The sequence below is a fragment of the Sinorhizobium sp. P24N7 genome, assembly GCF_042436655.1.
Lineage (GTDB): Bacteria > Pseudomonadota > Alphaproteobacteria > Rhizobiales > Rhizobiaceae > Sinorhizobium > Sinorhizobium meliloti_A.
This window is the reverse complement of record NZ_JBHMIW010000030.1, coordinates 38129-50003: the sequence shown is the minus strand read 5'-3', so window position 1 is coordinate 50003 and position 11875 is coordinate 38129. Positions and strand designations below refer to the sequence as shown.

7 protein-coding genes are annotated in these 11875 nt (G+C 63.6%); 5 read left to right on the top strand and 2 right to left on the bottom strand.

Features of this window, described 5'->3' with window-relative positions; all coding sequences use genetic code 11:
- Positions 1 to 912: 912 nt before the first annotated feature.
- Positions 913 to 7197: a kinesin gene (locus tag ACFHWW_RS33150; RefSeq protein ID WP_379943557.1), complete on the bottom strand. Its 6285-nt coding sequence runs from the start codon at positions 7195 to 7197 to the stop codon at positions 913 to 915.
- 504 nt (positions 7198 to 7701) lie between these two features.
- On the opposite strand from ACFHWW_RS33150, the gene ACFHWW_RS33145 reads away from it, so the two are divergent.
- Positions 7702 to 8070 (top strand): Hpt domain-containing protein, encoded by a 369-nt coding sequence (locus tag ACFHWW_RS33145; protein WP_018095114.1) that lies wholly within the window; start codon positions 7702 to 7704, stop codon positions 8068 to 8070.
- A 399-nt stretch (positions 8071 to 8469) separates the two neighbouring features.
- Positions 8470 to 8790 carry a 2Fe-2S iron-sulfur cluster-binding protein gene (locus ACFHWW_RS33140; RefSeq protein ID WP_029957011.1) on the top strand — a complete coding sequence of 107 codons (321 nt, stop codon included), beginning with the start codon at positions 8470 to 8472 and terminating at the stop codon, positions 8788 to 8790.
- Positions 8791 to 9262: 472 nt separating this feature from the next.
- Here ACFHWW_RS33140 and ACFHWW_RS33135 read toward each other — a convergent pair whose 3' ends face one another.
- Positions 9263 to 9898: a DUF922 domain-containing Zn-dependent protease gene (locus ACFHWW_RS33135; RefSeq protein ID WP_275597838.1), complete on the bottom strand. Its 636-nt coding sequence runs from the start codon at positions 9896 to 9898 to the stop codon at positions 9263 to 9265.
- Positions 9899 to 10094: 196 nt separating this feature from the next.
- Here ACFHWW_RS33135 and folP point away from each other — a divergent pair, with 196 nt between their 5' ends.
- Genes folP through folK form a run of 3 tightly spaced genes read left to right on the top strand, consistent with a single transcriptional unit; the run spans position 10095 to position 11843 of the window.
- Positions 10095 to 10946 (top strand): dihydropteroate synthase, encoded by an 852-nt coding sequence (gene folP / locus ACFHWW_RS33130; protein ID WP_275597839.1) that lies wholly within the window; start codon positions 10095 to 10097, stop codon positions 10944 to 10946.
- Between the two features lie 14 nt (positions 10947 to 10960).
- The gene (gene folB, locus ACFHWW_RS33125) at positions 10961 to 11332 is read left to right on the top strand and encodes a dihydroneopterin aldolase (protein ID WP_018095110.1); all 372 of its coding nucleotides are present in this window, start codon (positions 10961 to 10963) and stop codon (positions 11330 to 11332) included.
- Positions 11319 to 11843 (top strand): 2-amino-4-hydroxy-6-hydroxymethyldihydropteridine diphosphokinase, encoded by a 525-nt coding sequence (gene folK, locus ACFHWW_RS33120; RefSeq protein ID WP_100673125.1) that lies wholly within the window; start codon positions 11319 to 11321, stop codon positions 11841 to 11843. Before folB ends, folK begins: the two co-directional genes overlap by 14 nt.
- Positions 11844 to 11875: the final 32 nt, after the last annotated feature.

The following is an 11875-nucleotide window of genomic DNA, read 5'->3' as shown; positions in this document are numbered from 1 at the left end:
CTTGCAAGGGGGAGCCGTCCACATAAGGGATGAGGACGAAGAGGGTGCGGCCCCTCGGCGCGGTTCATAAACCGTGAAGATGGCGAGGCGGCGCGGAGGGTCCCGGGTCACGCCCGTATACAGCGTCTCGATGCGAGAATGTAGACGTAACCTTTCATTGCGTCATAGGCTGACCATTCCCTCGCATATTCGCAAGCAATAGTTGTAGTAGCCGCACATCTCGGTCCCTCATTCCTGTGCTTGTCACAGGAATCCAGCCAGACCAAGTCCTTGGGCTGAAAGAACGCTTCCCGCGCCGCAGACGCGGCGCTGCTGGATCCCTGTGACGAGCACAGGGATGAGGTGAGGAGAGGGTGCGGTCCCTCGGCGCGCTTCATAAACCGTGAAGATAGCGAGGCGACACGACAGGTCGCGGCCACGCCCGTATACAGCGTCCCGCTCCGCTTCGATGTAGTGGCCGCACTTCCCGGTCCCTCATTCCTGTGCTTGTCACAGGAATCCAGCCAGCCCAAGTCCTTGGGCTGGAAAGGCTCTTCCGCGCCGCAGACGCGGCGCTGCTGGATCTCTGTGACAAGCACAGGGATGAGGGTCGAGAGGGTGCGACCCCTCGGCGCGTTTCATAAACCGTGAAGATAGCGAGGCGGCGCGGAAAGGTCGCGGGCCAGGCCCGTTTACAGCGTCCCGCTTCGCTTCGATGTAGTAGCGGGACATCCCCGGTCCCTCATTCCTGTGCTCGTCACAGGAATCCAGCCAGACCAAGTCCTTGGGCTGGAAAGGCTCTTCCGCGCCGCAGACGCGGCGCTGCCCTCATCTCCGTGACGAGCACAGAGAGAGATGAGGAAGAGGAGAGATGAATAGAAACGGCCCCGTCTTGCGACGAGGCCGTTCCCGAGAGACCGATTGCTGTCCGTGTCAGCTGAAGCGCCCTGCCGCGTGGGCAAGCATGGTGTAGACCTTGCCCGTATCGGACGTCAGGTAGGTCTGGGTGATGCGCTTGTCGGGATCGTTGCGCGCCACATCGGCGAGCAGCTTCTCGAAGTCGGCGATATAGCGGTCGACGGCGGTGCGGAACTCCGGTTCGCGATCGTATTTGCGCTTGATTTCGTCGAAGGTCTGCTGCCCCTTCAGCGTGTAGAGGCGGCGGGTGAAGACGTCCCGTTCGCCGCGCTGATAGCGACGCCAAAGCTCGACGGAGGCGTCGTGGTCGATTGCACGCGCGATGTCCACCGAGAGCGAATTCAGCGACTCGACCACATGGCGAGGGTTGCGGCTGTCGCCGGCTTTTGCCACCGGTTGGCTTTCCGCCGAGCGCGGCCGCGCTGCTGCAGGCTCTTCCTCGCGGGAAGCCGCGCGCAGGAGATCGCGCATCCAGCCGCCGCCCTCTTCGGCGCGTTCCTCCGTTGCCGGCGGCCGGGCAGGCTGCAGCGGGCGGGTGGCCTGCTCTATGCCCAGGCTTCCGCGCAGAGCGGCATTCGGAGCCGGCTGCGGTGCGGCAGGTTGCGGCACGGCGGCTTGCGGCAGCGATGACTGCGGTGCGACGGCTTGTGGCGCGACGACGCGGGCTGCCGGGGCAGCGGGGGCTTCCTGCTGGCGAACCGGCTGGGCGACTTCGAGCTGCGAGGAAGACTTGCCGATGATCTCGGACAGTTCCTGCAGAGCCTTGATCTGTTCGCCGACGGCGCGCCGCATCAGCGCGGCATTTTCCTTGGCCTCTTCCGGAAGGTCGAAAGCGCCGCGCTTCAATTCTTCGCGCGTCATGTCGAGTTCCTTGCGGATTTCGCCGGCGGAACGACGGATGTCGTCGGTTGCGCCGTTGAAACGGCCGATCGCATCCTCGATCGCCTGGCGGACGGCTTCGCGCAACTGTGCTGCGACGCCATCGGACTTCTTGCCGCTCTCGGCCAGCATACGCTCGACGTCGGAGACCGACGCACCGATACTGCCGCGCAGCCGCGAGGCCGCGTCCTTGGCACGCTCTTCCACGGTGGCGAACGCGCCTTCGAGCGCCTGGCCGGCTTCCTCGCCGGTCTTTGCCACGACTTGCCGCAGGGCCTCGGAGGCGCTGAGTGCACGTCCTTCGACCTGCGAAAGCGTCTTGTTTGCGTCGGCGAAGGACGTCTCGACGCCGGAGCGCAGTCTGTCGGCGATCTGGCGTGAGCGTTCCTCGGCCTGCGAGAAGACCCCTTCGACCGAAGCGGCGGCTTCATCGCTCGCCTTCACAAGCGTATCGCGCAGGGCCTCTGCCGCCTCGGTTGCCCGCTGTTCGGTGTTCGACAGCAGTCGGCCCACATCGGCGAAGGAGGTTTGGATCCCGCTGCGCAGGTTGCCGGCAACCTGACCGGAGCGTTCCTCGGCGCGCTGGAAGGCGCCGTCGACGAAGCCCTCGAGCGCACGCATGGTCCGCTCGATCTCCTCCGAACGCTGGACGAGGCCGACCGAGAGTGTCCGAAGCGCGTCCTGGCGCTCTTCGAGCGTGCTCACAAGGTTCGACTGGGCGGCCGCCAGGAGGTCGGAAGCCTGTCCGAGAACCTTCGAATGGTCTTCGAAGCGGCCGACGATGCCGCCGATCTGCGACAATGTCGAGGAGGAAATGTCCGACAGCTTGTCGACTTTGCCTTCGATCAGGCGGGTCGAGGTGGAGAGCATGTCGGAGGCTTGCCGCGCCGTTTCCGAGACCTTTGCGGCGGTCGCCTCGAGCCGCTGGTCCATGTCTCCGAGATTGCCGCTCGCCTGGTCGATGACCGTGGCGATCGCCGAATTGCTCGACGCAAGCTGATCGATCAGGCCCATGGCCGTCGACTGCAGCCGGTTCTCGACCATTTTCATCGCCTTGGCGGTCTCTTCCGCACGCAACGAGATGGCGTCGAGCGTCTCGCCGGTCCGTTCGGTAATGGCGTTGATGAGCGCGGCGTTTTCGGCACGCAGGCGGTCGGCGCTTTCCTGGGTGAGGGAAGCGATGCGTTCGGCGGCCTCCTTGCCGGTGGCGGCGTATTGTTCGATGACAGGGCGAGCCTGCTCGTCGAGAAGACGCGACAGTTCCATCGAGCGCCCGGCAAGCATCGAGTTGAGTTCGCGGGTGCTTTCGTCGAGCGTGCTGCGGATGGACTGGCCGCGCGCATCGAGCGCTTTCTCCGCCTCGGTCAGGCTCTGCTGAATGCTCTTGGCATGGGTCGCGATCTGGCTGTTGGTCGAGGCCAATCGGGCGGTCGCCGTGTCCGCGGCTTCCGCGACCGAGCGGGCGAGATCGGCGTGGCGTGCGGCCGTGGCCGATGCGGTTTGCTCGATCGACGATGCAAATTCGGCGTTGCTCGCGGCGAGCGCACCCGCGAAGTCGGCGCCGGCCTTGGACAGGAGCCCGGCCGACCGGGCGGCTTCCGCGTCGATCTCCTGGGTGGCGTCGCTGACGGCACCACGCAGGCTGGTTACGAGCGCCGCAGCTTTCCCTTCGATCGTGCGGTTTACGTTGTCGAGGCCGATATTGAGGGCCCGATCCATCGTGCCGAGCCGCTCCTCGATCCGGCCCGTGCCGGCTTCGATGGCAGTCGATATGCGCGTTGCCGCAGCCTCGCTGATCCGGTCGATTTCGCCTGCGCGCTCACCGAGGCTGTCGGCGATCCGCTGGCCGGCATTGTCGACGATCGCATTGACGCTGCCGACGCTGTCGCGGATGCGCTCCTCGAGGGAGCCGAGGCTCGTTTCGATGCGCGCGCCGGTATCACCGAGAATGGCGTCGACATCGCCCACGCTGCCGCGGATGCGCTCTTCGAGGGAGCCGAGGCTCGTTTCGATGCGTGCGCCGGTTTCGCCGAGAATGGCGTCGACGTCGCCGACGCTGCCGCGGATGCGTTCTTCGAGCGAACCGAGGCTTGTCTCGATGCGCGCGCCGGTTTCGTCGAGGCGGCTATTGACGCCGCTGATCGAAATGTCGACGCGATTGGTGAGCGTGTCGGCCGCCAGACTGATCTGATCGGCTGTTTCGGCCAGACGTTCCGCAATCTCGCCCGTCGTCGAGCGCATACGGGAGTCGAGCGCCTCGGCGCTGCGATCGATCGCTCCGGCGATCGATGCCTGGCGCTCTTCCAGCGACATTTCGAGCATGCTGGCGCTGGTCGCCAGTGTGGTGGCCATCGCCATCGACTGGTCGGACAGCAACTCTTCGAGCCGCTCGCGTCCCTGGCCAACCGAGAGGTTGATGGTGTTGATCCGCTCGTCGAGGGTCGTGCGCAATTGCTCATGGGTGGTCGCCAGCGTGTCGCGCAGCTGCGCGGCCTTGCCGGAGAGCGTCCGATCGATCTCGGTGGCCTTGTCGGCAAGCGATGCGGTTGCTTCCGACGTGCGGGCGGCGAGCGCCTCGGTGCTGCGCTCGATCGCACCGGCGATCGATGCCTGGCGCTCTTCCAGCGACATTTCGAGCATGCTGGCGCTGGTCGCCAGGGTGGTTGCCATCGCCATGGACTGATCCGAGAGCAGTTCTTCCAGCTGCTCGCGGCCCTGGCCGACGGCAAGGTTGATCGCCGTGATCCGGTCGTCGAGCGTCGAACGGATCTCGTCGTGCGTCGTCGTCAGCGTATCGCGAAGGTGCGAGGCCCTGCCGGTGAGCGTCTGTTCGATCTCGGCCGCTTTTCCTGCAAGCGAAGCCGTTGCTTCCGACGTGCGGGCGGTAAGCGCTTCCGCGATTTCGGCGCTGGTACCGGCCAGCGTCTCGGAAATCTTTCCGACTCGGCTGCTCAGGTCCTCGGCAATGCGGGCGCTGGTATCGGTGAGCGTATCGGCGATCAGGCTGACGCGGCCGCCCAGGTTTTCGGCGACTTCGGAGACGCTCTGCGAAAGCTTGTTTTCGATCTCGCCGACGCGGTCGGTCATGGTCTCGGCGACCGCCATGGCGCGGAAAGTAAGGCTGTCGGCGACGTCCTCGGCATGACGGCTGAGCGAGTCAGCCATTTCGCTGGCGCGGGCCGACATGGTGGAATTGATTTGCGTCGCGCGCTCGGCGAGCACGCCGTCGAGCGCCGCTGTCTGGTGGGACAGTGCGTCGGTGATCGACTGCCCGCGCTCGGAAAGGACACGCTCAAGCCGGTCTGCTGTGCCGCCGACGGCGCTTTCGATGACGCTTGTTCCTGAGGCGAGGGCGGTCGACAGCGCGGCGGTCCGTTCCGAAAGCGTGTTGTCGAGCCGATGCTGGCTTGCGGCGATCGCGCTCGTGATCTCGTCGATGGAGCCGGTAAGAGTCTGCTCGATGCGGGCATGAGCAGACTGCAAGCCCTCGATGAAGGCCGATGTACGGGAGTCTAGTCCGTCCGTCAGGCTTCGCTCGCTCGCCGTCAGCGCGTTGGCAAGCGCATCGGCACGCTGGCCGAAGCCGTTTTCGATGCGCTCCTGCGCTTCGGTCAGCGCGCCCATCAGCGAGCCGGTCTTGTCCGAAAGCACGCTCTCGATGCGGTTGTGCGCGTTGCCGATCAGGCTGCTGAGCTCGGCGGTGCGGCTGCCGATCGTCTCCTCGATGAAGTCCTGCGTCGCGCCGAGCGCCGTTGCCAGGGTGAGCGACTGGTCGGACAGCGCCGAATTGATCTTGTCCACGCTGCTGTCAAGGGCGCCGCCGATCGCCTCCGAGCCGCCGGAAACGGTCTCGTTGATCCGGTGGAGGCTTTCCATGAGCTTGGTGTCGAGCTGGCTGGCCCGCTTGTCGAAGGCGCTTGCAAATTCGTGGAAGCGTTCGTCGAAGGCGCTTGCCAACTGGCCGACCGTCGTCTGCAGCTTTTCCTCGAAAAAGCCGCCGCGCAGATCGAGATCCATGATGGCGTCGTCGGCGCTCGACTTGAGGCTCTGGCGGAAGCTCGCTCCCTTTTCGTCAAGGGCCGAGTTGAGCGAGGAAAGCACGTCGTCGAGACCGCCGGAAATCGCCTGCTGGCCTATCCTGAGGCTCTCATTGAGGTCACGTGTGCGGGCGATCAGCGTCTCGTTGAGCTGACGGGCGCGTTCGTTCAGGGCGGCGTTGAGCTTCTCGGTATTGGCGTCGAGCGTCGAGGCACGGGTTTCGAATTGGCTGAGCAACTGCTCGCCACGCTGCGTCAGGTTATCGCTGAGCGCATCGAGACGCGCGTCGAACTCGTTGCTGAGCGCCACTCCCGCGGTCGTAAGGCCCGAAAGCAATGCGTCGGTCCGCGTGGTCAGCATGGTGCTCAGATTTTCGAGCGCATGGTCCGATTTGTCGGTAAGTGCCGCGGCCCGGGTATCGATGAGGGAAGCGAAGGCCTCCCCGGAAACGGCGATGCGCGACGCAATGTCCTCGCTTGCAGTTTCGAGATCGTCCTTCAGCTTGGTATGCGCGCCGGCGATAGCCGTGCGGATCCGATCCGAATGGCCGATGATCGCCTCGCGTTCGAGACCGAGCTCCTGGACGAGCGTGCGGACACGCAGTTCGTTTTCGCTGTAGCTGCGCTCGAGTGCGCTGACTTCCGAATGCACGAGCGCTTCGAGCTCGGTTGCCCGGGCGATGGTGCGCTCGATGCCCTCGTTCATCGCCGAGACTTCGCGGCGCACGGCCTGACCGACCGTCATGACGCGGTCGGCGGCATTGGTTTCCGGCTCGGCGAGGCGCATCGCGACCTCTGCCATCGAACGCGCGGCGCTGCGCAGTTCCTGAGCACGCGCGATCATGATCGCGAAGGAGAAGAAGAGCATGACGGGCAGGGCGATGCCGAGCAGGATGCCGATCGCTCCAGGCATTGCCGCGAGATCGCCGAGAGAGCGGATCTGCCAGATCCCGGGCGCATAAAGAAGGTGGGCGACGCCGAGTCCGGCCACTGTCCAGACCAGCGAGACGATCGCAGCGACGCGGATTGCCGCGCGGCTCGAGCGGACCTCCAGCGAGCGCAGCATGGCGGCCGGGGATTTGCGCGTGTCATCGTTGGCCGGCGCCAGGGGGGGCTGCTTCGGAGCCATTTCGCTCGCAAAACTGCGCGGTGCTTCGGCGCCGCGCGCGGGCTTCGCAGCTTCCTGTTGCGTTCGTGCGGCGCGGGCCTCACCGGAACCGGCGGCCTGGCGGGCGCTCTCGGACACACTTTCCGGCACCGGCTCGTCCAGGGAAGTCTCGTCGTTCAAGGCCGACTTCAGGTCGTCAAAGTCGATCTTCAGGGCAGCTTCCAGCGCCTGGAACGCCTTTTCGTCGATCGACTCGTTGGTCTTCTTCGTCGCCATACGGATACGCCTCACTACTATTGCCCGATGATGGCCGTCTTCCTGTGCCGCCAGGTGCCCAGCGGAACATCCGAACCAGGGCGGTGACCGCAAGGTCCAAGCTTCGCAACGAAGCCACAGATTGACTGATCACCCATTACATCGCCTCGATGGATAGCCGCAGCCTATGCCCTGCGACACCTTGGGACGCAGCTTATCCACCGGAACAGTTGCCATTTTCATATACGGACCCGTTCCTAATCGTATCGTAGTGACACATTAGCCGGGCTCTTACAATTATGAGCGTTCCCCATTCATTAAAATCCTAATGATTTCTTAACGGAAGCGAGCGCTCGGGACCCGAAAAGCCAAGGGAATCAGCCGGTTTAATGGTCGTTAACCATTTCCTCAATTTTTCTGCCTCCATTGCGCCGCGTTTTAGGTCAATGGCAGTGCCGCGCACCGATATTCCTGTTTGAAAACGGTGCGATTGTTTACGCGAAATCGATTGTAGGAAGCGAGCCCATGGCGGCACTCAAAATAGCCTTCGAGGCACCGGACATCCCCGCAAGTTCCACTCCCTCCAGCAGGAATCCCATCGACCTTGCGCATCTCTACAGACAGACCATGGGGGACACGGCGCTCGAGATCGAGGTTCTGAAGCTCTTTGCGCGTCAGGCACGTCAGGCGATGGCCGAGATGGCGGAACGTGACGCAGAGGCCTGCAGCCAGGAGGCCCACCGTCTGAAGGGGGCGGCTCTCGCGGTCGGTGCGGTCGCGGTCGCCGAGGCTGCAGCCGCCATCGAGACATGTCCCGCCGATGCTGCTCTGCGGAGCGCTCTCGGCGCTGCCGTTCTCGAGGCTGAGCTCTTCGTTTTGAAACTCTGCCGTTGACCTGAAGCGCGCGCACCTATCGGGCGCAAGAGCGGGTGAGGAAAGCGGGCGCGGTTTTCCGCTCGCATCCCGCTCTAACTTTTTGGGGCCGGTCACGCTCATGTCGGTCGACCCCGACCTAGAAACATGAACGTGATCTGGCTGCAGCTTGTCGTTATTGTGCATGTCGTTGTCCCAAAACCGCTGCGCACTTTTGGGCGGGATGGCTTAAAACCTATCATTAAACGCGATCTGCCCGACCGCCGCGGCAATTTGAGGCTGTGCGGACCGGCCGCATTGTGTTGACTGGCCGGTTGATTTGTTGGAAGAACGTGCCCTGAATTCAAAGCCGGGGCACCGCCTAGTCCTGACAAGCCCTGTGCCAGCCGGCCGGCCCCTCAATTCGTTCCGGAAAGAAAAATGACAAAACTTACGATCGTAGCCTTTGACGGCGCGCGCCACGAACTCGATGTCGAGAACGGCTCCACGGTCATGGAGAATGCGGTTCGCAATTCGGTCCCCGGGATCGAGGCGGAGTGCGGCGGGGCCTGTGCCTGCGCCACCTGTCATGTCTATGTCGACGAGGCCTGGGCGGCGCAGGTCGGCACGCCGGAAGCGATGGAAGAGGATATGCTGGACTTCGCCTACGACGTGCGTCCGACCTCGCGTCTCTCCTGTCAGATCAAGATGAGCGAAGCTCTGGACGGGCTTGTCGTTCATGTCCCCGAGCGCCAGGCCTGATCGGCTCGAACGGGCCGTCGTTGCAAAAAAAAAGCCTCGCCGGTCAATCGACAAGCGAGGCTAGGAGGGCGCATCGCATGCAGATGAGGGAGGGAACATCTGCCGCACCAGGACACGCCAGGAGAACCTGTGCTGCCTCATCGTCCGGATAATGCTGCAATAGCCGAAGACGACGAAGCCAAACTCACGCCGGTTGCCACTAAAACGCGAGATCTCGGTATTGATCCGCAATCCAATGTCAACTTCATCGAGCAGTTGAACTTCGGTTCCTCCGCTCGTTGCATGACTTTAATATAGCTGAGTCGGCTGCGCCCCGCTATCACTAGATTCCGCCAGTAAAATACTGTGGGTTCCCGGCGTTTTCTTCTGAAGCGGAAACTATATCCCACCGTTTCTTTGGGGTATTCCGATCGAAAGCGCGGACACGGTCCCGCGCTTCGCGCCGCGGCGATGCACGGCCTGCCTCACGCCATCAGCGGGCCTTGGCGTTCTTCTTCAGGCTTTCGAGGCGGTATTGCAGCAACCGGATCATCCGCCGGTCGAAATTCGCCGCCTCGGTGCGGTCGAAGCGCGCCTGGTCCTTGTCGTGCCGCTCGACTTCTTCGGCGCTTACTTCCGCTACCCGGGCCTGCATGCGCTCGCAACTGTCCTCGGCTTTCAGTGAAAGCAGTGCCTTTTCCATCTGGCGCGCGTGGATGCGCGCGATCTCCGCATGGCGTTCCTCGTGGCGCTTGATGTCGCTCGCCAGCGTGTCCCAGACCAGGGCCAGATCGCGGCCCGCCTGTCGACGATGCTTCCAGCGTGGCAGAATGATGCGCGTGTTGAGCGTGACTTTGGCCGAGCCCACCGCGCAGCGGTCGTCGCGACTAACATAGGTGACCGTGCCGCCGAACTTGATCCGGGTGGCGCCCGGATGCCGCGTTCCGGTGCTCTTCATCATAGGGCCGGACGCCGAAAGCGCCTTGTCGAGTTCTGCGGCCGTGCGCCCGCCGATCGAGAAGTAGGAGATTCTCTTGCTGATCAGTGTTTCGCCCGAGGCGTTGCCGAACGGGACTCCGACGAGCAATGCGACCAGGGCTGCACGCAGCGGGATGTGTAGTCGGGGCATGGAAGCGCGTTCTCGCCGGTTGAACTTCATTGAAGCTTGGGGCATAGCCAAAGCCAGCGCAACACAAATCGGCCCCAACCGACGTCGACAAGCTTGCAAGGTGTGTGAGGAAGGCGTCATAACATGTTGCTTTCGAATGATATATTTGCACCATGACGGGCGGTGAATTCAAACCGTTCAGCTGCGGACCGGAACAATGACATACGATCCATTTCAGCCCTGGCGCTGGCAATTGGCGCATGGACGCGATCTCGAACTGGGCCCGCGTGGCGTTTTGATGGCGATCATCAATGTTACACCGGATTCATTTTCCGACGGCGGGCGTTTCGCTGATCCCGACGCTGCTGTCAGAGCTGCGCTGCGCGCATTGGAGGCGGGTGCGGAAATCCTGGATATCGGCGGCGAATCCACGCGACCGGACGCCAAACCGGTCAGCGCCGACGAGGAACAGGCCCGCGTTCTGCCCGTTATCGCCGCGATCGCGCGGCAGTCCCGGGCCGTCATCTCGGTCGATACCTACCGCGCGGAAACCGCGCGTTTGGCGGTTCACGCCGGCGCCCACATCGTCAACGACGTGCACGGGTTGCAGCGCGAGCCGGCGATCGCGGCCGTGGCGGCCGAGACGGGTGCGGGGCTCTGCATCATGCATACCGGACGCGATCGGGAGAAACTGAGCGATGTGATCGAGGATCAGTTCCATTTCCTGGAACGGTCTCTGCGGATCGCCGCCGACGCCGGCGTGGCGCGGGAACGGGTCGTGCTCGATCCGGGCTTTGGATTCGCGAAGGACACGAACGAGAACCTCGAACTGATGGCGCGCTTCAGGGCGTTGCATGGGTTTCGACGGCCGCTTCTTGTCGGAACTTCGCGCAAGCGCTTCGTCGGTGCGGTGACGGGCCGAGAGGCGGAAGACCGCGACGTCGGTACCGCCGCGACGACGGCGCTCCTCAGAACTGCCGGCGCTGCGATTTTTCGGGTACACGATGTCGCAATCAATAGGGATGCGTTAGCGGTGGCCGATGCTATGCTGGCCGCAAAGATCAGCTGACGGGACATGAAGCCATGACTGCGACCTACACGATCACACTGAAGAACTGCGCGTTCTTTGCCCGCCATGGCGTGCTCGACGAAGAGGAGTTTCTCGGGCAGCGTTTCTTCGTCGATGCGGAACTGGTCGTCGACCAGGGGACGGCGCTTGCCGAGGACTGCATCGACGACACCGTGCATTACGGCATCGCCTTCGCCGAGATCGAGAGGATCGTCACTGGACGCCGGCGTTACCTGATCGAAGCGCTGGCGCTTGAGGTCGCCAAGACGCTTTGCGCCCGTTTTCGCCAGATTCGCCGGGCAAAGGTCTCCATCCGCAAGCCGAACGCGCCGGTTCCGGGCATCCTGGACTACGTGGAAGTCACGGTCGAGCATGTCGCCGAATAGGAGCTGGCGGCACGCGATACTCGGTCTCGGCGGCAATCTCGGCGATCCGCGCCGGTCGATGGCAGAAGCCCTGCGGGCGCTCGATGCGCGGTCGGATTGCCGGATCGTCGCGGTTTCGCGGCTCTACCGCACGCCGCCATGGGGCAAGACGGATCAGGATTGGTTCTTCAACGCCTGTGCGGAAGTCGAAACGACGCTGGAACCAGAGGCATTGCTTGCCGCCTGTCTCGAGATCGAACGAGCCATGAAGCGTGTGAGAATGGAGCGCTGGGGTCCCCGCACCATCGACATCGATCTCCTGACCTTCGGTGACCTCAACAGGGCGAGCGCGACGCTCACGCTGCCTCATCCGCGCATGACCGAACGCGGCTTCGTGCTGAAGCCGCTCGCCGACTTTGCCGCAGACCTTACCGTCGACGGACGGACAGTCAGAGAATGGCTGGGCCGGGCGGATGTGAAGGGTATCGAAGTGGCCGACGAAAACGTCGAATGGTGGCGCGCGGAGCAATAAGCGGAGAAGCCGTGCTCGTACAGGTCTGTCGG

Excerpts from the sequence above, each read along its gene's own strand:
- ACFHWW_RS33150 (WP_379943557.1), bottom strand. The coding sequence starts at position 7,197 with ATGGCGACGAAGAAGACCAACGAGTCGATCGACGAAAAGGCGTTCCAG.
- ACFHWW_RS33145 (WP_018095114.1), top strand. The coding sequence starts at position 7,702 with ATGGCGGCACTCAAAATAGCCTTCGAGGCACCGGACATCCCCGCAAGT.
- ACFHWW_RS33140 (WP_029957011.1), top strand. The coding sequence starts at position 8,470 with ATGACAAAACTTACGATCGTAGCCTTTGACGGCGCGCGCCACGAACTC.
- ACFHWW_RS33135 (WP_275597838.1), bottom strand. The coding sequence starts at position 9,898 with ATGCCCCGACTACACATCCCGCTGCGTGCAGCCCTGGTCGCATTGCTC.
- folP (WP_275597839.1), top strand. The coding sequence starts at position 10,095 with ATGACATACGATCCATTTCAGCCCTGGCGCTGGCAATTGGCGCATGGA.
- folB (WP_018095110.1), top strand. The coding sequence starts at position 10,961 with ATGACTGCGACCTACACGATCACACTGAAGAACTGCGCGTTCTTTGCC.
- folK (WP_100673125.1), top strand. The coding sequence starts at position 11,319 with ATGTCGCCGAATAGGAGCTGGCGGCACGCGATACTCGGTCTCGGCGGC.